The sequence below is a fragment of the Pseudodesulfovibrio sp. S3 genome, assembly GCF_004025585.1.
Taxonomy (GTDB): Bacteria; Desulfobacterota; Desulfovibrionia; order Desulfovibrionales; family Desulfovibrionaceae; genus Pseudodesulfovibrio.
Window position 1 is genome coordinate 113,402 of sequence record NZ_QTZO01000007.1, and the last position, 21,936, is coordinate 135,337.

Consider the following 21,936-nt stretch of genomic DNA (forward strand, 5'->3'; position numbering starts at 1 on the left):
GTTGTGCCTATTTCAGTATGGAGGTTTCGAATTCATGGACTTTCTCTTCCCACAGGGCGCTGTCATTGTCGCCCTTCCAGGCCAGGCGCGGGTCCACCTGGACAATGAGCATTCCCTGTATGACCGAGTGCGTGGCGTAGCCGAAGGAGGTCAGTTTCTTCATGGAACTGAGGAGCAGGGAATCGTTGATGCCCGTTTCCAGGCTTAATCGTTCCATGTCGATGACCACATAGTTGTTGAATTTGATGTTGGCCAGCAGGTAGCTGATCACCTTGCGGTCGGAATTGTTCAGCCTCTGGTCGGCGGTGAGTTTGAGGAGCATTGCCTGGCTGCTGACCACGGACCGGTCGGATTCTATGACCGGCTTGAGTTTGGATGCGCTGTCGGCAATGGATCGGATGCCGCCGTCCAGAAAGGCGTAGTCGAAATAGTCGAAGGATTCGAGAAAATATTGCAGCCAGCGGACCTGTTTGCCCACCGCATCAAAGAACAGGAGCCGTTTTTCGGTCCAGATCCGGGAGGTGACCAGTTCAAGGAGCGGGTCCAGGGGGATGTTGCGAATGCCGTCGATTCTCGGGGTCAAATCCCGTTGGAAGGGGTCTCGGATGTCGATGACTATGGTGTTTGGTTTCCTGGCTTCGTTTTCGAATTGCTCATACGTCATCATGCGCCGATTCAAGGCTTCCTTGGAGATGACCCGGTCCGCTCTTGCCGGGGTGGAGCCCATGAGCGTGGCCTTGTCCGGGGCGGCCATGATCCAGTCGAATATGCCGCCGTCATAGACGAAGACGTTTTCGAATCCCATGGACAGGGACAACTGGGCTGCCTGGTAGCTCTTGGCGCATGAATGGCCGTTGCAATAGAAAATAAGGGACTGCTCGGACTGCTTGGGGCGAATTTCTTCCAGCCGCTGGGCAAAATCCTTGCCGGTCAGCGGCAGCAGGATCGCCTTGTTGATGCGGGCCACTTCGTATTCGAAGCGGGACCGGATATCCACGACGATGGTGCTGTCGTACTCGTTCATCAACCGATCCGTAGTCATGTAGGGGACCTCGGGATAGTAGGGGCGCAGGGGGTAGTCCTCCTGTGCCCGACCGGTTGCGGCCAGCAGGAGCGAGGCCGCAGTGATGAGCGCGATAAAAAGAGGCTGGGCTTTGGTTGGGATCATGCCGTTTCCATTTTTGTGATGATCGTTAGAAGTTGTCCGAAAAGGATGCACAGTTTGTGTCCTGAACCTTCGAGCCGGTGGCCGTCGTCAAAGATGTGCAGATCGGCCGAGTGCGAACGGGCGAACCGTATCGAATTGTCCACCGGGACCACATCGTCGGACCAGCCGTGAACAAGTGTGACGTGACGCGGCAGGTTCGTGAAGACATGTATGGCATATCCGGGGAGATAGAAAGCAGGAGCAAGGAGGAAGAGGCCCGCGACATTCGTTGTTCTGGCGGCAGCGGCGGCCACGTATCCGCCCATGCTCGAACCTGCGAGAATGGTCGGTCTACCGTCTTTTTCGAGCAGGGCGGTCAGCCGTTCAACCCGCTGGTCGGGGTTTTCCAAATCCTGAAAATCCGGGGCGGTCATGTCCAGGGCCAGACCCTTGGCCGTGGCTGCCAAGGCAAGGCTTTTGGCCCCCCATGGTTGGCTTAAGGAGCCGTGGCACCATACAAGATTCATATCAGCCATGCCGCTCTCCCTTGTCCGGTTGGATCGCTTGTGCCCCGGTGAGTTGGCGGATGGTGTCGAACAACGCACTTTTCTTGATCGGCTTGGGCAGGTGGAGATCCGCACCTGCTTCCAGGCATCGTTGGGCATCCTCGTTCAAGGCGTATGCGGTCATGGCCACGATGGGGACAGGGGGCAGCCCGTTGTCCCGCTCCCATTCCCGGATGGCTTTCGTGGCTTCAAAACCGTCCATCACAGGCATCTGGATGTCCATGAGGACCAGGTCCCATCCTCCCTGCTTGAAGGCGTCCAGCCCCGCCTGGCCGTTTTCCACCACTGTCATCCGGCAGGGAGTGGACTTGAGGTAGGTCTCGGTCACGAAGGCGTTATATTTTGAATCCTCCAGCATGAGGATGTTGATCGCCGGGAGAGGCGGTTCATCCCCCCCGACTGCTGCTCCGGTTTTCACGGGCGACTCGGCTGCCGAGGCCGTCAGGCGGACCGTGAAATGAAAGGTGCTTCCCTTGCCGGGCGTGCTTTCGGCCCAGATGCGTCCGCCCATCATGTGAACCAGCTCCTTGCTGATGGCCAGTCCGAGGCCGGTCCCGCCGAATTGCCGTGTGGTGGAACTGTCCGCCTGGGTGAAGGCGTCGAAGATGGAAGCGAGTTTGTCGCTGGAAACGCCGACGCCTGTGTCGGCAATGGAAAAGTGAAGCAGGGTGTCGCTGCCGGAGTCGGGAGTGCGTTCAACATTCAAGTTTACGGACCCTTGGTCGGTGAACTTGACGGCGTTGCCGAGCAGGTTGATGAGGATCTGCCTGAGGCGGTTGGGGTCACCCTCCAGTCGGTCCGGGATGTCCGGCGCCAGGGAGCAGGATATATGCAACCCCTTTTGGTCCGCTTTGGTCTGGATGACTCCGCAGGTCTTGTCCAGAACCTCGCTGAGGAAGAACCAGGTGTTTTCCAGTTCCAGATGACCGGCTTCGATCTTGGACAGGTCCAGGATGTCGTCGAGTATCTCAAGCAGGCTCTCCCCTGCGGTCTTGAAGACATCGACATATTTGGCCTGGTCATCGGTCAGTTCGGTTTCCCAGAGGATGTCGGCCATGCCCAGAATGGCGTTCATGGGCGTCCTGATTTCATGACTCATGCTCGCCAGAAAGCTGCTCTTGGCGAGGTTTGCGACCTCTGCCGCCATTTTTGCGGTGTGGATCTCTCCGAGAGCTTCGTTCAGAGAGGCGTTTTTGCGTTTGAGTTCTTCGGTTCGGTCCCTGACCCTGCTTTCGAGGAGATTCTGGTGGTTTTGCAGTTTGGTGTTGGCCTCCTGCAAATCGTTGATGAGATGCCGGACCGATTCCCGCATGTCGTCGATGGTCCTGGCCAGGTTGCCGAGTTCGTTGGGTGCTGAGGTGTCGATGAAGGCGTCCAGGTCGCCATCAGCGATGGCGGAGGCCGATTCTTCCAAGGTGATCAATGGAACAAGGAAGTGTTTTTTGGTGAATCGGACCGCAGTCATGGTCAGTGCCAGGGTGAGCAGTAGGGCCAGTGCGACAGTGGCTCCGATGTATATCCCAATTTCCTGAAAATACCCTTCGGTCGAAATAGCCAGATTGAAGGAGCCGATCCAGTCACCGTATTTCCTGATTTCCACGGATTTGGTCAGGAATCCGTTGTCATTTTTGAAGTCAGCAAAATTCAGGCCCACATACTGAGGGCGTGTCTTGGAGGCCATGATTTCCCGGCCGGTGACAACCTGCGCAAAAACCACGGCATCGTCCTGAAGCACGGCGTCAATGAAGTCGCTGGCCGAGGCGTGGTCCACCTGCCAGACGGCGCTCGCCAGGCTGGTCCGAGCCAAATGGGAGATGTTTTCGGCCCGTTCGGCAAGCTGGACATGCAACCTGTAGGCATTGAAGAGAATGAGGGCGCAGGAGAAACAAGAGACAATAACAGTGATGAAAACCAGCTGGATGAATTTGGCTCGTCGGCTCAGGGAGTCTGCCCTGGGGGATTTCATGCTGGATTGATGGGTCATTGCCGATTGTTATCCTTATTTATTGGCTCTTTATAAACCTATTCTGTTAAGGATAATTTGGCAAGAAGTCTGGATGCTTTCTTGTTCAGACATTCTCCTGAGTGCGGCGCGGATTCAGCAGGCAAAAAAAAAGGCCGGGCGTGCTGCCCGGCCATGGAAAATCAAAGGTCTGTTCAAGCGTTTCCGGTGTCCAGGGAGAAACCCATTTCGGATGCCATGTACTGCAACGGACGGATATCATGGGTCACTTTCATGATTTCCAGGAGTGTTTCGGCTCCCAGTTTGGCGCTGATGTCGAAGGGATTGATTTCGCGCATCAGAGTCGAATAGGGCTTGTTGATTTTCTGGGCCACGATCTTGGCCTGGATGCCACTGTCGAGAATGCAGTCCTGTACAACTTTGGTCACGTTCTTTTCAAACATTTTGCCCTCCCACAGAGTATGGTTTGAGAAATCCAGTACACGGCTGTTGTAAGATAGATAAAGCAATGGTTATGCCATTGAGTCTTTATTCTGATTATATTAAGCAATGCTAGGAGTTATAAAGGGGTGAGTCTCTGGCAGGAAAAGGGTGAGTGTCGCACTGTTGTCGCATATTGCTGTCGCATCTGCGACACAAGTGCAGCACATGTTGCTTTTGCGACAGTAAAAAAAAGGGGAGCCGCTGAGCGGCTCCCTGTGTCCCGGCGTACCGGGGTGTCCAAAACGTATCTGTCAGGCTGTCAGGTGTGGGTTGCGGTCCAATCTGTGCGCCTTCGGAGGTGTGATCCGTTTGGGACTAAGGGTTTTGTCTGTTGGCCCAGTCTTGGGACCAGGACTTCCAGGAATCGATGTAGGTCAACCAGGAACGGCTGCCCAGAATGATTTCCATGAATCTGGATGCGGTGAGGTTGTTGAACATATTGGTATCCTTCCTTGATGCGGTGTCGTGTCGGTCAGTTTGCGATAAACGTGTACCAGTGACATGCCAGGTGATTTTTATCAGCCAACCTGGGGGAGGCTGTTTGTCAGGCTGCGCTCAACATGGTTGATGGTCTCGGCGAAAATGTTTCCGGTCTTGTACGGTGTCAGGAGACTGGTTCGGACGGAACCGACAATGTTGCCGTAAATGATCAACGCGGTTTCTTTCAGAGGAAGGGGGCGGATCGTTCCGTCTTCAATGCCAAGAGCAACGCAGCGTTTCAACTCATCTATGAAGACAATGAACTTGGTGGCCACCTTTGCGGCGTCGACGCCAGGTTCCATGTGGCTGAAGGGAGAGCAGCGAAGCAGGATCGGAAACCGGTTCCTGTGTTCTTCGGTAAAGTCGAAATAGGCGGTCATGTAGCATCTGATGGCTTCAATGCCGCTGGTGGCCTCGGAAGTGGCTGCGGTGAGCTGGGCCACGAGGCGGTCTGCCATATCGAATCCAGCGGCAAGAAACAGGTCGTGTTTGCTGCCGAAATAATGCGAAACCAGACCGAAAGAGACATCGGCCCGCCCGGCCACGTCCTTGACCGTGGCGGAGGTAAACCCCAGCTGGCCGAAGGCCTCCTGGGCGGCTCTGAGTATGGCTTCTTTCTTTGTCATGTCCGGGTTTCCTTGTGTGATTGATCGAACAATCAATTGTTGATTTCCGTATAGATTGATTGTGCAATCAAAGTCAAGCGGAAAGTCGAGAGGAATTTTAGCAAGGGCATGGGGGGCAGGAAAAAGGCCGCAGTGTGCGGCCTTTTTCCTGTTTTTTCTTTTCAAAGGGGGACCATCAAAGTCCCGTGTGAACGGCTATTTTCCCGTCTGTTTCTGGATTTTGGCCCAACTGTCCCGCAGGGTAGCGGTCCGGTTGAAGACAGGTTTTTCGCCCGGCTTGTGGTCCTTGGAGTCGGAGCAGTAGTAGCCGGTGCGTTCGAACTGGAAGTTCACGCCCGGTTCCATTTGCGCGACGGCTGGTTCCACCCAGCATTCGGTCAGGACTTCCAGGGAATTGCGGTCTACGTAGTCGATAAAGGTCTTGCCTTCTTCCGTCACGTTGGGGTTGTCCGTGGTGAACAGGTTCGAGTAGTTGCGCACTTCGGCCCTGACGCCGAGCGAGGCCGAGACCCAATGCAGGGTGCCTTTGACCTTGCGGCCGCCCTCAAGCCAGCCGCCCTTGGTCTCGGGATCATAGGTGGCGCGGATCTCGGTGACTTTCCCGTCGGCATCGGTGTCGTAGCCGGTGCACAGGATGTAGTACGCGCCGCGCAGGCGGACTTCGTTGTCCGGGAACAGGCGATGGAATTTCTTGGGCGGGTTCTCCATGAAGTCCGCGCGTTCGATCCACAGTTCGCGGGTGAACGGGACCATGCGTTTGCCATAGGAGTCTTCTTCGGGGTGCAGGGCCATCTCGAATTCGTCCACCTGGTCTTCGGGATAGTTCTCGATGACCAGCTTGACCGGGTCCATGACGCCCATATAGCGCGTTGCCCGATCATTGAGATCCTGGCGCAGGCAATATTCGAGCAGGGCGTATTCCACGGTGGAGTCGGCCTTGGCCACGCCGATGCGGTCGCAGAAGTCGCGGATGGATTCGGGCGTGAAGCCGCGTCTGCGGAAGCCGGAAATGGTGGGCATGCGCGGGTCGTCCCATCCCAGGACATGGCCTTCCTGGACCAGCTGGATGAGCTTGCGCTTGGAAAGCACGGTGCCGGTAATGTTCAGCCGGGCGAATTCATACTGCCTCGGGCGGTTGGTGAAACCGGGCAGGGCGGCCAATTCATTATATATGGCTGCGTTGTCGCCGAAGAGTTCGGGCTGCTTCAAACCCGCCATGAGGGTGTCCACGCACCAGTCGTACAAGGGGCGGTTGTTTTCGAATTCCATGGTGCAGACGGAGTGGGTGATGCCTTCGATGGCGTCGGACAGCCCATGGGTGAAATCATACATGGGATAGATGCACCATGCATCGCCGGTCCGGTGGTGGGTGGCGTGCTTGATGCGGTAAAGGGCCGGGTCGCGCAGCATGACATTGGCCGCGGCCATGTCGATCTTGCCGCGCAGGATGCACTCTCCGTCTTTCAACTCGCCCGCCCGCATGGCGCGGAACAGGGTGAGGTTTTCATCCACGGTCCGGTCCCGGTAAGGGGAATTCTTTCCCGGCTCCTTGAGGGTCCCGCGGTTTTCGCGGATGTCTTCGGCGGACTGGTGGTCCACATAGGCCTTGCCCATCTTGATGAAGAGCTCGGCTATGTAATAGAGTTTTTCAAAATAGTCCGAAGCGTAGAAGTTGTTGTCCCACTCGAAGCCCAGCCATGTGACGTCTTCGCGGATGGAGTCCACGTATTCCACGTCTTCCTTGACCGGGTTGGTGTCGTCGAAGCGCAGGTTGCACTTGCCGCCGTAGTCGCGGGCAACGCCGAAGTTCAGGCAGATGGATTTGGCGTGGCCGATGTGCAGGTAACCGTTCGGCTCGGGCGGGAACCGGGTGTGGACGCGGCCATTGTATGTGTCGGCTTCAATGTCTTTTTCGACGATCTGCCGGATGAAATCCTTGCCCTTTTCCGGGGCCTCGGGGTTGTTGCTCATGAAAACCTCACTGTATAGATGGACCTGACGGGTCGGTGTGTCTGATTCTGGCGGAAGCGTTCGGTCTCCCGTGGCATTGGAAATACGGTAAAACCGTACACTGGTCAACGCAAGGCTTGCCTCCGGGAATGCAAACGGACACAATGCCGGATAACTTCAGGAGATTCCAATATGCCGTTATTCACCATTGATCCCGACAGGTGCAACCGTGACGGACTCTGCGCTGCCGAGTGCCCGGTGGGGTGCATCGTTTTCGAGCAGGGAGCGCTGCCCGTCCCGCACGAGAAAAAGCAGGCCTACTGCCTGTCCTGCGGCCATTGCCTGGCGGTGTGCCCCGCGGACGCCATTCGGCTGGAGCGGTTCAGGTCCGGTGGCGTGCGCAAAGACAAGGCGCTGAACATCACCTTTGAGCAGGCCGGGCAATTCCTCAAGGGGCGTCGGTCCGTGCGCGCTTTCAAAGCCGATCCTTTGGATCGGGGCGCGCTTGAAGGCCTGCTGGCGGTCACTGAATACGGGCCGTCCGGGCACAATGCGCGGCTCACCCGCTGGGCGGTCGCCGCAACCCCTGACAAGGTTGCCGAGGTGGCCGGGGCTGTGGTGGGCTGGATGCGCGCTCAGGTTGCGGACGCGACCCCGCTTGCCGATGCCCTGCATCTCTCCGGCATCGTCCGGGTATGGGATCAGGGACAGGACATGATATGCCGCAGTGCTCCGGTCCTGGCCGTGGCCTATGGTCCTGAAAAGGGCATTACCCCTAAGGAGGACGGAGTCATCGCCGTCACCTATCTCGAACTGGCAGCCACGGCCGCAGGGCTGGGGGCGTGTTGGTGCGGGTACGTCCCCATTGCCGCGGCCCATGACCGGAACCTGTGCCGTCTGCTCGGGGTGCCCGAAGGGCATGTGGTCTACGGCGCGCTCGTGCTCGGCCGACCCGTCCGCCGGGTTGCGGCCATCCCGCCGCGCCCCATGCCCGGGGTGCATTGGTTGTGATGGGTATGCTTCAGGCTTGGCCGTATACTGAGAGGCGGGTATGTCCTGCCGTGCGAAGATCGAAGCACATGTTTTTGTTGATGCTGGTAGCCGACCTTGAGCGATAGGCAGACTGTCGCTCCAAGAATGTTTTGAGGAGATACCCAAATGGCGGATACGCATTATGCCTTTGGCATGGTTCAGGTGGAAATCAACTACGACGCCATTGACGCGCTGTTCAAGCAGGCGTCTGCCCAGGGGCGCGACACCCTGTTCGAGTACGAGGTCTATGATCTGTTGAAGGCCTCGGGTGCGGAAACGCCTCCCCGGTGCGTGTTGCTCGAGCGGGCCGGTCGACCGGTTGACGAACAGCTGGCCGGGCTGTCCGGCGACAAGGTGGTGCTCAAGATCGTGTCGCCCGCCATCATCCACAAGACCGAGGTGGGCGGGGTGCGCGTCGTCGAGAACAGGCCGGAGGCCATTCGTTCAGCCTGGCGGCGCATGCTCTATGAGGTTCCCGAAAACTATGCGGCGTATCTTGCGCGGCAGCCCGAGGCCTCTCCCGAGCCGTACCGGGATCTGAGAGGCGAAGACCTGGTCTCGGCCATTGCCAGGGACCTGCGCGGCGTGCTGTTGGTGCAGTTCATGGAGCCGGACTCCACGGCCTTCGGCAACGAGCTCCTGGTCGGCATCAGGAAGACTCGCGAATTCGGCATGGTTATAGGAGCCGGACTTGGTGGTACCGACACTGAGTTGTATGCCGAAAGATTCAGAAAAGGACAGGCGGTGACCCTTTCCTCCACGGCCATGACCGATGGTGCCCAGTTTTTCGAGCTGTTTCGCCAAACCATTTCCTATAAGAAGCTGGCCGGTCTGACTCGGGGCCAGCGGCGCATCGTCACGGATGAGCAGCTCATCGAGTGCTTTTCCTCCTTCATCGACATGGCCAACCACTATTCCCCGGAGAACCCGGATGCGCCGTTTCACATTGAGGAGTTGGAGATCAACCCGTTCGCCTATGCCGATTATCTGATGGTCCCGCTGGACGGCATGTGCCGGTTTTCCGCGCCCAAGTCGGTTCCGGCTTCCAGGCCCGTGGGCAAGATCGCGAACCTGCTCCGTCCGAAGTCCATAGGCATCGTCGGAGTGTCGGCCTCCCGCATGAATTTCGGGCGCATTATCCTGAAGAACGTCCTCGACGCCGGGTTCCCGTCCGGCAGCGTTCGCATCGTCAAGCCGGGTGAAACCGCTATCGACGGAGTGACCTGTGTGCCGGACCTCAAGTCCCTGGACATGAAGCTGGACCTGTTCGTGGTGGCGGTTGGGTCGCCGCAGGTTCCGGCCCTGGTGGATGAACTGGTCGAACTGGATGCGGCAGAGTCCGTGATGCTCATCCCCGGCGGCCTTGGCGAGACCGAGGAAAGCCGGGAGCGGGCAGCGGCCGTGATCAGCAAGATCAACATTGCCCATTCGCAGGGCGTGGGTCCGGTGTTCCTCGGAGGCAACTGCATGGGCGTGGTTTCGCGGCCGGGCCACTACGACACCTGGTTCATCCCCGAGGAGAAGCTGCCCGCCTTCACAAAGGGGGGCCACCACCGGGCAGCCTTCATCTCGCAGTCCGGGGCGTTCATGCTGACCCGGCTCTCGCAGTGCCCCATCCTGGACCCTGCGTACATGGTCTCCATGGGCAACCAGACAGACCTGACCCTCGGCGACATGCTCACCCATTTTGCGGATTCCGACGACGTGGACGTCATCGCGATCTATGCGGAAGGGTTCAACGACATGGACGGCCTGAATTTCTGCCGCTCCGTCCGCCGGGCCGTGCTGTCTGGCAAGGACGTGGTCTTTTACAAGGCGGGCCGGACCCCGGAAGGGAAGTCCGCCACCAGCGGTCATACCGCTTCCCTGGCCGGGGATTATGCGGTCTGCGAATCCTGCGTCCGCCAGTCGGGCGCCATCGTGGCCCATTCCTTCACGCAGTTTGAGAATCTGTTCATGCTGGCCGAGCGGCTGCATGGCAAGACCATAAGCGGCAATCGGCTGGCCGCCATGTCCGGTGCCGGTTTCGAGGCCGTGGGCATGGCCGATTCCATCCAGACGGACGACTACTCCATGCAGTTGGCCCCGCTTTCGGAGAAGACCCGGGAGGCGCTCGGGAACCTGATGGTCGCCAACCGGCTGGCCGGGCTGGTCACGGTGACCAACCCTCTGGACATCACGCCCGGTGCGGACGACCGTGTTCATGCCGAGGCCATCCGACTACTGGCGACCGATCCCCATGTGGATGCCGTGGTGGCCGGGCTGGACCCCATGTCCCCGGTCATGCGCACCCTGGCTGATCCTGATACGCCCCTGACCATGGATGACGAACGTTCCATTGCCGCGCTTCTGGTTGACCTCCTGCCGGTCCTGGACACTCCGGTCATCGGCGTGGTGGACGGCGGGCGCCAGTACGACCCCCTGGTGGACCGGCTGAAGGCGGTCGGGTTGTGCGTCTTCCGCACCTCGGATCAGGCCGTGGCCGCCATTGCGCAGTACATTGACGGTCGTTTGAACGCGGCGCGGATCAGGGCCGGACAGCAGTAGGCCTCTGCCTCGACAGCGATAAGGCCTCGCCGTCCATTTCGGACGGCGAGGCCTTTTTTGTTGCTGTACCGGTTTGGCTAATACATCAGGCCCGGCAGGAACAGGATGATCTGCGGGAAGATGAAGAGCAGGGTGATGCCCACGATAATGGCCAGCATGAAGGGCAGGATGCCCTTGAACACGTCTTCAAGGGTCACGTCCGGCGCGATCTTCTGGCACATGCCGTAGACCACATAGACGTTGATGCCCACGGGCGGGGTAATGACGCCCATCTCGGTGATCAGCACGATGATGATGCCGAACCAGATGGGGTCGTAGCCCATGCCCGTGACCACCGGGAAGAAGACCGGGATGGTCAGCATGATCAACGCCAGGGAATCCATGAAACAGCCGCCGATGAAATAGATCAGGATGATGGCACCCATGATGGCGAACGGCGGCATGTCGAACGCGGACACCCAGTTGGCGATGTCGAACGGGATGCGGGTCACGGCCAGGAATTTGCCGAAGACCACCGCGCCCGCGATGAGCACCAGGACCATGCAGGATGTGCGCAGGGTTTCGTAGAGCGAATTGACAAAGGCCGCCCATGAGAGTTGGCGTTTGACCAAAGCCAGGGTGAGAACGCCGATGACGCCGATGGACGCGGCCTCGGTTGGGGTGAACAGCCCCCAGAACAGGCCGCCGATGACCAGGGCGAAGATGAGCAGGGTGTCGATGAGATTGGCCAGGGATTTGAATTTCTCGGCCCAGGTGAAGGTGTCGCCTTTGGGGCCGAGGGCCGGGTTTATCTTGCACTGGAGGTAGATGCCCCCCACGAACAGGGCCGTGAGCAGGATGGCCGGGAAGATGCCGGACACGAAGAGCGCGCCGATGGACTGCTCGGTGAGCACGCCGTAGATGATCAGCACGACGGAAGGCGGCATGATCATGCCCAGGCCCCCGCCCGAGGCGACGGATGCCGTGGCCAGGGAATTGGCGTAGCCGTATCGTTTCATCTCCGGGATGCCGACCGTGGACATGGTGGCTGCCGTGGCCGGACTGGAGCCGCAGACCGCGCCGAACGCGGTGCAGGCCGAGACAGTGGCCATGGCCAGCCCGCCTCGGGTGTTGCCCAGAAAACGGTAGGCCGTCTGGTAAAGCCTGCGCGAAATGCCGCAGTTGAAGGCTATCTGGCCCATGAGGATGAACAGCGGGATGGTGGAAAGTTCATAGGAGGCGAAGGCGTCGTATATGTTGCGCGACATGAGGTTCAGCCCGCCCTTCCATGAGGTGAGCAGGGAGAACCCGATAAAGCCCACGAGCATCATGACGAAGGCTACGGGCATGCGGGTCATGAACAGGAACACCATGACGATGATGCCGATGATTCCGGCGGTGGTCGGGTCCATGTCTAGGCCTCGCTTCCCTTGAAAAATGTGATGATGTCCATGATCAGGCACACGGAGTAGACGAAGAATCCGAAGGAGAGGACGTAGACCACCCAGTATTCGGGCAGTTCCAGGTTCATGGAGACTACGCCCGAGTCGCTCATCGTCCCGGCGTACAGGAACATGCGCCAGGTGATGATGGCCACCAGGAACAGGGTGGCGGCGTTGGTGACAAGCTTGCAGGCATCGCGGGTCCTCTTCGGGAGGCGGCGAACCAGAATCTCAACCCCGATGTGGCTTTTCTGATAATGGGTATAGGGCAGGGAAAAACCGACGGCGATCACGCCCAGAATGGCGACGATCTCCTCGCAGCCGAAGATAGGCGAGTTGAATGCACCCCGGAAAAACACGTCCGCCCCGGTCATGGCGGCCATGCTTACCAGACAGACGGCCGCAATGACGCGCATGACCTTTTCGGTCACCGAGAGCAGCCCTTTCTCTTCTTCCATTTCAAATCCTTATGGTTTTATGACGAAACCGGGGCGGACCAGAGATCCGCCCCGGTTCGTGATTCTATGATTACTTCAGGGTGGATTGGGTGAATTCCAGGATGGCCTTGCCGTCAAGCCCCTTCTCGTTCACCTCGGCCACGTATCCGTCCAGAACCGGCTTGGCGGCCTGGACCCAGGCAGCGGACTGCTCGGCGGTCAGTTCCACGATCTCGCCGCCCTTGTCCACAAAGAACTGGCGGCCTTCGGCATCGGCCTCGTCCCAGGCGGCGGCGTGTTTGGCGGCCCATTCACTGTTGATCTCGCGGATGGCCTGTTGGGATTCGGGGTCAATGGCGGCCCACTTGTCCTTGTTCATGACGATGAAAAAGACCGTGGTGTAGGCCACGGCAAAGTCGTCGGTGCCGTATTTGCAGACTTCGCCCAGCTTGAAGGACTTGTTGGACTCGATGGGATGCATGCTTCCGTCCACCACGCCCTTTTGCAGGAGCTGGTAGTTCTCCGGCATGGGCTTGGCAACCGGGGTGCCTCCCAAGGCCTCGACCAGTTTGGCCGAGTTGCCCGTGGCGCGGATTTTCTCGCCCTTGATGTCTTCAAGGGTTCTGATGGGCTTGTTGACGGTGAAGAGCAGGCCCGGGCCGTGGCCGTTGAAGTACATGGGTTCGACATCGGCCAGTTCCTCGGGTTTGAAATGCTCGTAAACCGCGTTGGCCGTGGCCGTGGCCTGGGCTGCGGTCTTGTACCCCAGAGGGAGATCGACGGCTGCCATGACCGGGAAGCGACCGCGGGAGTAGGCGAGGCAGGATAGCCCGATGTCGGACATGCCTTCGACCACGCCGTCATAACACTGCTTGGCCTTGGTCAGGGTGCCGCCGGGATAGTATTCGACAACGACCTTGCCGTGGGTACGTTTCTCCACTTCCTTGCACCATGCCTCGGCCAGTTTGGACTGGTGGTTGGTGGGCGGAAAGAAATTGGAGTAGGTCAGTTTGGTCTCGGCCCGGGCCAGGGTTGGCAGGGCGATACACAGGACAGCCACAGCCGTCAGCGTTGTCAGAATTCTTTTCATGGTTCATCTCCGGGAAGTTGCTTGGTTCCGAGGAGGGGCCGCCAGCCCCACCCTTATATCGAGCCCGCCGTCACGCCGTCCGGCGCGCGGGCGGCAAGTCCCCTATGGACTTTTTGTCATTTCGGTCTTGATGAAATCGACCACGGCCTTGCCGTCAACCGTGCTGCCTTCGCCCTGCTCATAGTCTGTGAGGACAGGTTGCGCGGTCTCGACCCATATGGCGGCCTCGGCGGGATCAAGTTCTGTGAAGTCGCCTCCCTTTTCCTGGAGGAACTGCTTGCCCAACGCGTCGGATTCATCCCAGGCCTGGCCGTGCTTGATCGACCATTCCTCGTTGATCTGTTCGATGATCTTCTGGTCCTTGGGGGAGATCATGTCCCACTTGTCCTTGTTTATGACTACGAAGAAAGTGGTGGTGTAGCCTACCGGGACGGACAGGGTGCAATGCTTGACCACTTCGCCCAATTTCCAGCCCTTGTTGGATTCCATGGGGTGCACGGAACCGTCCACAACACCCTTTTGCAGGGATTGGTAGGCGGAAGGCATGGGCTGGGCCACGGGAGTGCCGCCCAGGGCCTGAATCAGTTTGGCAGAGTTGCCGGTGGACCGGATTTTCAGACCCTTGAGGTCTGCCAGGGTCTTGACGGGCTTGTCGGTGGTGAAGAGTAGGCCGGGACCGTGGGCGTGGAAATACAGGGGCTTCACGTCGTTGAACTCGGCGGGCATGAACTTGGCATAGACCTCGTTGGCCACGCGGGTGGCCTGGACGCCGTTCTTGTAGCCCATGGGCAGGTCCACGGCGGCCATGACAGGGAAACGGCCCCGTGAATAGGCCAGTGCGGAATGGCCGATGTCGGAGATGCCCTCGACAACACCGTCGTAACACTGCTTGGCCTTGGTCAGGGTGCCGCCGGGATAGAAATCAATGATCACGGATTTGCCGGTACGGAATTCCACCTCGCTGCACCACTGTTCTGCCAGTTTGGACTGGACATGGGTGGGCGGGAAGAAGCTGGAATAGGACAGGCGGACGGATTCGGCGCAAGCCATGGAGGCCATACCGAGGGTCAACAGGAACAGAGCCGTCAGGGTCATGAGGTGTTTTCGCATGGTGTATCTCGTTTGTATAAAAGTGATATTCATGAAGCAGGGATGAAATACCCGATTCATCCCTGCCGTGTTCCGTTCGTGAGCGCCATGGCAATGGCCGCTTTCCTGACTTCCGCAAAGGAGAGGACTTCGGTGCCGAGGGCGCGGTGGATGAGGTAGCCCTCGAACAGGGCCGTGTTGAGCGCGCCGATCTTTTCCGGCGGGAAATCGGTCTCCAGGTGCTCGCGGACCAGGTCCGCAAACACCTTGTTGGACAGCCGGTAGTCGGATTTGTTCAGCACCTTGCGCAGGGATTCGTTGGTGGCGGAGTAGACCGTGAACTCCAGGAAAATGGACGACCAGTCCCGGTCGCTGACGATGGTTTCAAGGAAATCCCAGATGATCTCCATGGCCTGTTCGAGATTTGCGGCAGTGCGGATCCTGTCGTGTCTGGTGGCGCGATACTGTCTGAACTTCTGTTCCACGATCTGCAGGAACAGTTCGTCCTTGGAACTCCAGTGACGATAGAAGCTTCCCTTGGCGTACCCCGCATTGTCGGTGATCTCGGATACCGACGTGGAGGAAAACCCTTTGGAGCCGAACAACTCGATGGCCGAAGTCATCAGTTCCTGCATGGTCTGTTGGGATTTTTCCTGCTGTTTTTTTGCCATGTAAATGTCTTTTGTTTCCCGTTATCATTAGTGATTTTAAATGACCAATGGTCAATTTGTGACTTCTGGTCAAAAAGTGACCGATAGTCACTCTGGGAAAATCAGAGGTAGCAGGCAGCCAATCCGGTGTCAAGGGGGTATGTGGAATCTGGTCTGAGAATCAGGGACGGATCGAGCCGTTTCGCATGATCAGGCCCGGTGTGCCTGCTCGTCCAGAAAACGGAAGGAGCGGTCATGGAGGGCAAGGTAGTCGTTCAGGGCGGCCTGGCCGATGAGCGGCGTGGAGGAGAGCGGGATCGGGCAGACGGCATGTCTGTCCATGAGTATGGACGAGGTGTCCCATTCGCTGTTTTCGGAGACCTTGTTCATGATGATGCGGGCCAGCCGCATGCCCATTTCCTCAAGGGTCTTGTCGATGCGTTCGGCCTCGGCAAAGGAGAGGCGGTCCGGGTTGACCACCAGGTTGATGGAGCTGCGCAACGGGTCTTTGAAGATGTCGCGCAGTTCCGTAAAGAAGCTTTGCTGCTGGTCGAGTTTGGCCGTGATCTTGTCGCACTCGAATTCCTTGGTGCCGAGTTTGATCTTGGTGATGATTTGTTTCTTTTCCATGATCTCGCAGCGCAGGGCCAGGAGGTGCTCCAGCCAGACAAGGGACAGGGACGGCAGGTTGAAGAATTTGGTGGTCAGGGCGGTGGGCGGCATGTCGAACACGATGACGTCGGCGTCGGCAAACTTGGTACGGTAGTGCTGGAAGGCGAGCAGGAGCGCGTATTCCTCGATTCCCGGAGAGTGCTTGATGACGTTCAGGTGTTTTCCCAGATTGAAGGCGGCGTGGTAGGTGTAATTGGCCCGGATCTGGTCCTCAACGCCTTGCAGGTAGTGTTTGATCCACTTGTCGATGTCGGCCTGCGCCACGCGCAGGTTCGGCGCGACCTGGATCGGCTTGCCCGTGAAGTCTGTATCGAAGATGTCCGCCTGATTGTGCGCCGGGTCCAGTGAGACCAAAAGCACCCGCCTGCCCGTGTTCGCCAGGTGCAGGGCGGACAGGGTCGAGGTGGTGGACTTGCCGACGCCGCCCTTGCCTGCGTGGAAATAATAGTGCTGATGGGACATGGCTGGCTCCGCTTAGAAGGCGTCGAACATGGAAAAGAGGTCGCCCAGCGGATCGCTGGCCGTGCAGACGCGGTTGGTCATGATGGTCAGCTCCTGCTCCATTTCGGGCAGCAGTTCGAGCGAGATGTGCATGGGAGGGGCCTGCATGCCCACAAAGGCACCGAGGGTGAGCAGGCTGAAGATGTTCTCCAGTTCCCGCGTTTCCCATTCCAGCCGCTCCGTGGCCTTGCTCCGATGGATTTCGTCCGCGAATCGGTATGCGTTTCTGATGGCCTCGAGGGCTTTTCTGCAACGGTTCTTCATGCGGTTTTCGTGTTGGAAGTGACGCGGAACAGCCGCATTTCCTGGTGTATCCGTTTTTCTGAAGGATAATAGTAATAGGCGGCGTAGAGCGAAGCCAGGAAGGCCCCGGCGAAATGGAAATTGGCGACCCCGGCTATGTATCCGGCTGCGGCCGCAAAGGGAGCGGTCAGTGCAATGCTCATGAGAGTCAGTTGGAAATCGAGGAAGGGCGCGGATTCGACGTTTTTCTGCCCTTCGACCTTGCGGACAAAGCCGACCCTGCAGAGCAGGGGCAGGGCCACGGCCAGAATAATGGCCGCTATGAAGACGATTGGACCGATGACGGCCGCTGTTCCGCTCGGCATGTTCGGCGTCAGCCCCGCCTGTCTGCAGGCAGCCCATCCGCCGAAGATCAGGGCCGCAGGCGCGAGCATGAGCAGGTAGCGGCGGAACAGGGTTTTTTGCAGGGAAGTGCAGTTCGGTGCGTCAGGCATGTCGGGTCCTCCTGGAACCCCGGCCGGAAACGGGTCCGGCCGGGGAGGTGAGACGGTTTGTTGCTCTTACGGCGTGTCGGTTACAGGGGTGGTGCCATCGGTTTTGAAGAACTTGAACAGTCCTTCGCCGACCACCCAGAGGGACACTGCCAGAACCAGCAGGTTCAGGGATTGCAGCAGGATGTTGCCCTTGTCAATGTACATGCCCTGGTTGATGAGAATGGCCCACACGGTCATGGAGCCGAGGAACAAGGCCGGGATTCCAGCGATGAGCCAGCTCAGTCCGCCACGGCCCTTGAGGTACACGGTGACGGTGGTCAAGACAAGGGCGGCCAGAATCTGGTTGATGCAACCGAACAGCGGCCACAACGCCAGGGCGCCATTGCCGCCGCCGCCGGACGAGAAGGCCAGGCAGCCGGCCAGGAACACGGCCGCAGCCGTGGACACATATTTATTGTTGAAGATCTTGATGGGCGTGTTGCTGAACAGTTCGGTCAGGGCGTAGCGCTCGATACGGGTGGCGGTGTCCATGGTGGTACCGGCAAAGGAGGCTACGAACACGCCCATGATGGCCAAGGCAACGCTGTGCGGGATGCCTGCGGCTTCGATCATGTTGGCTGCGCCGTAAACGAAGGCCGCGACCTTGGAACCCAGTCCCTGAGCGGCTGCCCAGGAGGAGTAATGGGTGGACCATGCGTCGAGACCGGTCAGGGTGGCGCCGTCCGCAGTGTGGTAGCCCAGTCCGATGCCTGCCGCCACGGCCACGATGACCAGGGTGGACAGGGTGGCTTCGGTCAGCATGCTGCCGTAGCCGATGAACAGGGCGTCCTCTTCGTTGGCCACCTGTTTGGACGTGGTGCCTGAAGAGACCAGGGAGTGGAATCCGGAGATGGCCCCGCAGGCAATGGTGATGAACAGGAAGGGCAGCATGGGCGGAGCCCCTTCCGGCGCGGCCTGGACGGCTGGAGCTATTATGTGGAGCTGGGTGCCGGAGAAGGTGGCGGCGAACACGCCGATTACCATCAGGGCCAGGGCCACGAGGAGCTGGTGGGAGTTGATGAAGTCACGCGGTTGCAACAGTGCGGTCACGGGCAGCGTGGAGGCGATGAAGGCGTAGATGAGCAGCAGGACGGTCCAGGTACCGGTGGGCGGCATGCTTCCGATCATGGGCATCTTGATGGGGGCGTAAACACCGATGACCACGGTGACATACATGACGGCCAGGGCGACAATGGACCAGGTCATGGCGTTGCCGCCGCGTTTGTAGATGATGTAGCCGAGCACCATGGCGATGGGCACTTCCAGCCACACGGGCAGGACGGACGCCGGGAACATGTTGAAGATGACCGCGATGACCAGTCCGAATATGGCGGTGATGATCAGCAGGTCAAGAAACACGACCACAAAGAAGAACAGTTTGGTGCGCGGGTTGATGTACTTGGAGGTGATCTCGGAAACGGATTTGCCCTGGTTGCGCATGGACAATATCAGTGCGCCGAAATCGTGAACCGCTCCCATCATGATGGACCCGACAAAGATCCAGATCATGGCCGGAGCCCATCCCCAGATGACTGCGATGGCCGGGCCGACAATGGGACCGGTGCCCGCGATGGACGTGAAGTGGTGGCCGAAGATGACTTCCTTTTTGGTGGGGACGTAATCGACCCCGTCTTCCATTTCCACGGCAGGGACCTTGTTCGCGCCCGACAGGGCGAAAATTTTCTTTCCGATGTAACGGCCGTAGAGGCGATACATGATTATGTAACCCCCAAATGCCGCCAGCATCATTAACATGGCATCCATAAACCTCTCCTTGTATAGCGTTGAGCGATTTCCCGGTCTGCCCCCAGTCCGGGATTCGGCGCACAGACACATGCGCCCCTTCTATAACAATGGGGTCATATTACTGCATGATGCGGATGGATGTCCTTTGCTTGGACGGAAATGGCGTTTTTCAGGCGCGAGGTGTCAAAAAGGGTGCCTGAGATGCACAGACGGTCAGGCCGCGGCGGATTCTTCCAGGGGAATGGTGAAGGAGACACTGGTTCCAGTGCCCCGGCGGCTGACAATGGAGAGGGTGTGCGAGGGGCCATATATCTGTTCCAGCCGTTGGTTGCAGTTGCGCACACCGATGTGATCGTCTCCGGAAAACTCGTTTTTGCTTTTCAGCACGTTGACGAGAGTTGTTTTATCCATGCCCACGCCGTCGTCTTCGATACGCACATGAACCAGGCCCTTGGCGCGGCTGATGCTGATGCGGATGGTCCCGCCTTTGTCGCGGCCCAGGATGCCGTGCTTGACCCCGTTTTCCACCAGGGGTTGGATGATCAGGGTCGGGATCTCGATGTCCTCCACGCCTTCGTCGAGATTCCACCGGCTTTTCACCCGGTCACCGAATCGGGCCTGTTCGATTTCCAGATAGGACCGGACCTGCTCCAGCTCGGAACCGATGGGTGCGAACCCGTCGCCCGCATCCAGGTTGCGGCGCATGTACATGGCCAGTTCCGACAGCAGCGAGCGCGCTCGCTCCGGCTTGGTGCGGCAGAACGCGCCGATGGTGTTCAGGGCATTGAACAGGAAATGCGGGTTGATCTGTGTTTGCAATCGGCGGATTTCCGCCTTGGCGAGCAGTTGGTTTTTCGTTTGGATATCCTGTAATTCCAGCTGGGTGGAAAAGAGCCCCGCGAGTCCTTTGGCCAGCTCGAAATGCGAATTGTGCAACGGAATGACTTCGGTTCCATAAAACTTGAGACAGCCCACGATGCGGTCACCCTTGCGCATGGGCACGATGATGGCCGAAGTGAGCGGGCAGTCCGGTTCGTCGCAACCAATGGCTTCCTTGGTTTGGAGGAAGACCGGCTTTCCAGACAACAGGACATCCCTGGTGGCCTGGGTTCGCAGGGGTTCGCCCGACTTGTGGTGGTCATTGCCCGCGCCCAGATGGGCCAGGACCCTGGTGTTGCTGGCGATGTCCACGGCGGCCACAGGCACCCGTTCCCAGATGATCCGGGCGGTTTCCTGGGCTGAGGCTTCATCAAGGCCGGAACGGAGATGGGCAACGGTCGTGTTGGCTATGGCCATGATTTGACTGATACGGCTGGAGTCGCGCTTGCTGCGGTATTCGAACAGCAGGTGCAGGGTCTGCACGAACAGGACCGCGCCGAAGGTGTTCACGGCGATCATGGGCAGGGAGATGACCTTGACCAGTTCCACTGCCTGCTCGAACGGCTTGGCCATGGTCAGCACCAGTAACTGGTGCAGGCTCTCGCACCCCAGACCAACGTAAAACGCGACTCGCCAGTTGAGGTTGTTGCCTTTGAGATGTGTGGAGATATACCCGGCGATAATGCCTTCAACAAAGGTGGCCAGTCCGCATGGGATGGAACTGAATCCGTTGATATCGATAAGGAATCGATGGCCGCCTGCGATGAGCCCTGCGCCAAAACCCACAAGCGGGCCACCGAGCAGGCCGCCGGTGATGACGTACACGCCGCGCAGGTTGGCGTAGGAGTCGAACACGATGTCGCCGCTGTAGGTGCCCATGATGCCGAGCAGGCCGAACAGGACGGCCAGCATGAGCCGGTATTTTTTCTCCGGGCGTCGATTCATGCCGAGCTTTCCCAGGGGGGACAGGGTCAGCACGAACAGGCCGATGGCCATCATGGCGCCGAAGCGGCCCACCAGCGTGACCAGGAGATCGAGGATGTGTTCCAGCATGCTGTGTCCGGGTTCCGCTAGAGGCCGATCCGCTTCTTGAATTCCCTGACCCGGCTGCGGCTCAGGGTCACTTCGGTGGACCCGTCATCGTCCAGGATGAGGCAGTATTTGCCGCCGGTCCACGGCGTGAATTCGCGGATGCGGTTCAGGTTGACCACGGTGCTGCGGTTGATGCGCAAAAAGGGTTGCGATGCCACCCGCGCCTCCACTTCGTCCAGCGAGGTCAGGCCGTGGCAGGGGATGCTTGCGTCGCGCGTGTTCACCAGGATTTTTCGGTCATGCAGTTCGAAGTAGATGATGTTTTCGAAATCGATGAACTGGATGCGCCCGCCCCGTTCCACGGTGAACCTGGGAAGAGGGCGGTCCCCGGCTACGGTCTTGAGCAGGTCGCCCAGTTCCGGCTGGGCATCGGCGGCCTTTTCCTGCCGCCCGAGAATCTCCCTGACCCGCTCCACGCTTTTCTTGAGGCGTTCGGATGAAACGGGTTTGAGCAGATAGTCCACGGCGTTTTTTTCGAATGCGCGTACCGCATACTGGTCGTATGCGGTCACGAAGATGAACAGCGGGGGTTCAGGCAGATACCGGGCTTCGCGCAGCACATCGAATCCGTCCATTCCCGGCATCTGGATATCCAGAAACACGAGGTCCGGTCTGTCGTTTCGGATGGTGGTCAGCGCTTCTCCCGCGGTTTGCGTCTCCTGAATTTCGAGATCCGGATAGCTGGCCAGCAGGTAGGCCAGTTCGCTGCGGGCCGGAGCTTCGTCGTCGACTATGAGAGTACGTATTTGCATGACGGCAACCATGGGATTCCGGGATTGGTGTTTTGTG

The 21,936-nt window shown here is 58.9% G+C and carries 20 protein-coding genes; 2 read left to right on the top strand and 18 right to left on the bottom strand.

Annotation, left to right across the window (positions count from 1 at the left end; translation table 11 throughout):
* Positions 1-7 precede the first annotated feature (7 nt).
* The 7 genes from DWB63_RS10030 to DWB63_RS10055 all read right to left on the bottom strand — a co-directional run bounded on the left by DWB63_RS10030 (position 8) and on the right by DWB63_RS10055 (position 7,236).
* Positions 8-1,168, bottom strand: a complete 1,161-nt coding sequence (locus tag DWB63_RS10030; RefSeq protein ID WP_128328700.1) for a rhodanese-like domain-containing protein — start codon at positions 1,166-1,168, stop codon at positions 8-10.
* Positions 1,165-1,683 (bottom strand): alpha/beta fold hydrolase, encoded by a 519-nt coding sequence (locus DWB63_RS10035; protein ID WP_128328701.1) that lies wholly within the window; start codon positions 1,681-1,683, stop codon positions 1,165-1,167. The genes DWB63_RS10030 and DWB63_RS10035 overlap by 4 nt, the downstream gene beginning before the upstream one ends.
* Complete coding sequence (locus DWB63_RS10040) at positions 1,676-3,697, bottom strand: ATP-binding protein (protein ID WP_241648773.1); 2,022 nt, start codon at positions 3,695-3,697, stop codon at positions 1,676-1,678. The genes DWB63_RS10035 and DWB63_RS10040 overlap by 8 nt, the downstream gene beginning before the upstream one ends.
* Before the next feature lie 173 nt (positions 3,698-3,870).
* Positions 3,871-4,119, bottom strand: a complete 249-nt coding sequence (locus DWB63_RS10045; RefSeq protein ID WP_128328702.1) for a phage regulatory CII family protein — start codon at positions 4,117-4,119, stop codon at positions 3,871-3,873.
* A gap of 355 nt (positions 4,120-4,474) precedes the next feature.
* The gene (locus DWB63_RS17525; protein ID WP_277749741.1) at positions 4,475-4,597 is read right to left on the bottom strand and encodes a hypothetical protein; all 123 of its coding nucleotides are present in this window, start codon (positions 4,595-4,597) and stop codon (positions 4,475-4,477) included.
* Between the two features lie 80 nt (positions 4,598-4,677).
* A complete protein-coding gene (locus DWB63_RS10050; protein WP_128328703.1) occupies positions 4,678-5,265 on the bottom strand; it encodes a TetR/AcrR family transcriptional regulator in 588 nt (195 codons plus the stop codon).
* A 195-nt stretch (positions 5,266-5,460) separates the two neighbouring features.
* A complete protein-coding gene (locus DWB63_RS10055) occupies positions 5,461-7,236 on the bottom strand; it encodes a glutamine--tRNA ligase/YqeY domain fusion protein (protein WP_128328704.1) in 1,776 nt (591 codons plus the stop codon).
* A gap of 171 nt (positions 7,237-7,407) precedes the next feature.
* Between DWB63_RS10055 and DWB63_RS10060 the strand changes: the two genes are divergently transcribed.
* Together DWB63_RS10060 and DWB63_RS10065 are read left to right on the top strand one after the other, a co-directional pair.
* A complete protein-coding gene (locus DWB63_RS10060; RefSeq protein ID WP_128328705.1) occupies positions 7,408-8,226 on the top strand; it encodes a nitroreductase family protein in 819 nt (272 codons plus the stop codon).
* Positions 8,227-8,373: 147 nt separating this feature from the next.
* Entirely contained in the window at positions 8,374-10,794 is a 2,421-nt protein-coding gene (locus DWB63_RS10065) for an acetate--CoA ligase family protein (protein ID WP_128328706.1), read from the top strand.
* 77 nt (positions 10,795-10,871) lie between these two features.
* On the opposite strand, the gene DWB63_RS10070 is transcribed toward DWB63_RS10065, so the two are convergent.
* The 11 genes from DWB63_RS10070 to DWB63_RS10120 all read right to left on the bottom strand — a co-directional run bounded on the left by DWB63_RS10070 (position 10,872) and on the right by DWB63_RS10120 (position 21,899).
* Positions 10,872-12,185: a TRAP transporter large permease gene (locus DWB63_RS10070; protein ID WP_128328707.1), complete on the bottom strand. Its 1,314-nt coding sequence runs from the start codon at positions 12,183-12,185 to the stop codon at positions 10,872-10,874.
* A gap of 2 nt (positions 12,186-12,187) precedes the next feature.
* On the bottom strand, positions 12,188-12,673 hold the full coding sequence (locus DWB63_RS10075; protein ID WP_128328708.1) for a TRAP transporter small permease: 486 nt from the start codon (positions 12,671-12,673) through the stop codon (positions 12,188-12,190).
* 70 nt (positions 12,674-12,743) lie between these two features.
* On the bottom strand, positions 12,744-13,742 hold the full coding sequence (locus DWB63_RS10080; protein WP_128328709.1) for a TRAP transporter substrate-binding protein: 999 nt from the start codon (positions 13,740-13,742) through the stop codon (positions 12,744-12,746).
* Positions 13,743-13,844: 102 nt separating this feature from the next.
* Positions 13,845-14,852, bottom strand: a complete 1,008-nt coding sequence (locus tag DWB63_RS10085; RefSeq protein WP_128328710.1) for a TRAP transporter substrate-binding protein — start codon at positions 14,850-14,852, stop codon at positions 13,845-13,847.
* A 56-nt stretch (positions 14,853-14,908) separates the two neighbouring features.
* Positions 14,909-15,502: a TetR/AcrR family transcriptional regulator gene (locus DWB63_RS10090; protein ID WP_128328711.1), complete on the bottom strand. Its 594-nt coding sequence runs from the start codon at positions 15,500-15,502 to the stop codon at positions 14,909-14,911.
* A gap of 189 nt (positions 15,503-15,691) precedes the next feature.
* Entirely contained in the window at positions 15,692-16,615 is a 924-nt protein-coding gene (locus DWB63_RS10095) for an ArsA family ATPase (protein WP_128328712.1), read from the bottom strand.
* Between the two features lie 12 nt (positions 16,616-16,627).
* The gene (locus tag DWB63_RS10100) at positions 16,628-16,918 is read right to left on the bottom strand and encodes a hypothetical protein (RefSeq protein WP_128328713.1); all 291 of its coding nucleotides are present in this window, start codon (positions 16,916-16,918) and stop codon (positions 16,628-16,630) included.
* Positions 16,915-17,391 carry a hypothetical protein gene (locus DWB63_RS10105; RefSeq protein WP_128328714.1) on the bottom strand — a complete coding sequence of 159 codons (477 nt, stop codon included), beginning with the start codon at positions 17,389-17,391 and terminating at the stop codon, positions 16,915-16,917. The genes DWB63_RS10100 and DWB63_RS10105 overlap by 4 nt, the downstream gene beginning before the upstream one ends.
* Before the next feature lie 66 nt (positions 17,392-17,457).
* Entirely contained in the window at positions 17,458-19,194 is a 1,737-nt protein-coding gene (locus tag DWB63_RS10110) for a carbon starvation protein A (RefSeq protein WP_128328715.1), read from the bottom strand.
* A 195-nt stretch (positions 19,195-19,389) separates the two neighbouring features.
* A complete protein-coding gene (locus tag DWB63_RS10115; RefSeq protein WP_128328716.1) occupies positions 19,390-21,108 on the bottom strand; it encodes a LytS/YhcK type 5TM receptor domain-containing protein in 1,719 nt (572 codons plus the stop codon).
* A 17-nt stretch (positions 21,109-21,125) separates the two neighbouring features.
* The gene (locus tag DWB63_RS10120) at positions 21,126-21,899 is read right to left on the bottom strand and encodes a LytTR family DNA-binding domain-containing protein (protein WP_128328717.1); all 774 of its coding nucleotides are present in this window, start codon (positions 21,897-21,899) and stop codon (positions 21,126-21,128) included.
* Between the last annotated feature and the right edge of the window lie 37 nt (positions 21,900-21,936).

Excerpts from the sequence above, each read along its gene's own strand:
- DWB63_RS10040 (WP_241648773.1), bottom strand. The coding sequence starts at position 3,697 with ATGACCCATCAATCCAGCATGAAATCCCCCAGGGCAGACTCCCTGAGC.
- DWB63_RS10045 (WP_128328702.1), bottom strand. The coding sequence starts at position 4,119 with ATGTTTGAAAAGAACGTGACCAAAGTTGTACAGGACTGCATTCTCGAC.
- DWB63_RS10085 (WP_128328710.1), bottom strand. The coding sequence starts at position 14,852 with ATGCGAAAACACCTCATGACCCTGACGGCTCTGTTCCTGTTGACCCTC.
- DWB63_RS10030 (WP_128328700.1), bottom strand. The coding sequence starts at position 1,168 with ATGATCCCAACCAAAGCCCAGCCTCTTTTTATCGCGCTCATCACTGCG.
- DWB63_RS10060 (WP_128328705.1), top strand. The coding sequence starts at position 7,408 with ATGCCGTTATTCACCATTGATCCCGACAGGTGCAACCGTGACGGACTC.
- DWB63_RS10115 (WP_128328716.1), bottom strand. The coding sequence starts at position 21,108 with ATGCTGGAACACATCCTCGATCTCCTGGTCACGCTGGTGGGCCGCTTC.
- DWB63_RS10035 (WP_128328701.1), bottom strand. The coding sequence starts at position 1,683 with ATGGCTGATATGAATCTTGTATGGTGCCACGGCTCCTTAAGCCAACCA.
- DWB63_RS10105 (WP_128328714.1), bottom strand. The coding sequence starts at position 17,391 with ATGCCTGACGCACCGAACTGCACTTCCCTGCAAAAAACCCTGTTCCGC.
- DWB63_RS10090 (WP_128328711.1), bottom strand. The coding sequence starts at position 15,502 with ATGGCAAAAAAACAGCAGGAAAAATCCCAACAGACCATGCAGGAACTG.
- DWB63_RS10065 (WP_128328706.1), top strand. The coding sequence starts at position 8,374 with ATGGCGGATACGCATTATGCCTTTGGCATGGTTCAGGTGGAAATCAAC.
- DWB63_RS10055 (WP_128328704.1), bottom strand. The coding sequence starts at position 7,236 with ATGAGCAACAACCCCGAGGCCCCGGAAAAGGGCAAGGATTTCATCCGG.
- DWB63_RS10075 (WP_128328708.1), bottom strand. The coding sequence starts at position 12,673 with ATGGAAGAAGAGAAAGGGCTGCTCTCGGTGACCGAAAAGGTCATGCGC.
- DWB63_RS10110 (WP_128328715.1), bottom strand. The coding sequence starts at position 19,194 with ATGGATGCCATGTTAATGATGCTGGCGGCATTTGGGGGTTACATAATC.
- DWB63_RS10080 (WP_128328709.1), bottom strand. The coding sequence starts at position 13,742 with ATGAAAAGAATTCTGACAACGCTGACGGCTGTGGCTGTCCTGTGTATC.
- DWB63_RS10070 (WP_128328707.1), bottom strand. The coding sequence starts at position 12,185 with ATGGACCCGACCACCGCCGGAATCATCGGCATCATCGTCATGGTGTTC.
- DWB63_RS10100 (WP_128328713.1), bottom strand. The coding sequence starts at position 16,918 with ATGAAGAACCGTTGCAGAAAAGCCCTCGAGGCCATCAGAAACGCATAC.
- DWB63_RS10050 (WP_128328703.1), bottom strand. The coding sequence starts at position 5,265 with ATGACAAAGAAAGAAGCCATACTCAGAGCCGCCCAGGAGGCCTTCGGC.
- DWB63_RS17525 (WP_277749741.1), bottom strand. The coding sequence starts at position 4,597 with ATGTTCAACAACCTCACCGCATCCAGATTCATGGAAATCATTCTGGGC.
- DWB63_RS10120 (WP_128328717.1), bottom strand. The coding sequence starts at position 21,899 with ATGCAAATACGTACTCTCATAGTCGACGACGAAGCTCCGGCCCGCAGC.
- DWB63_RS10095 (WP_128328712.1), bottom strand. The coding sequence starts at position 16,615 with ATGTCCCATCAGCACTATTATTTCCACGCAGGCAAGGGCGGCGTCGGC.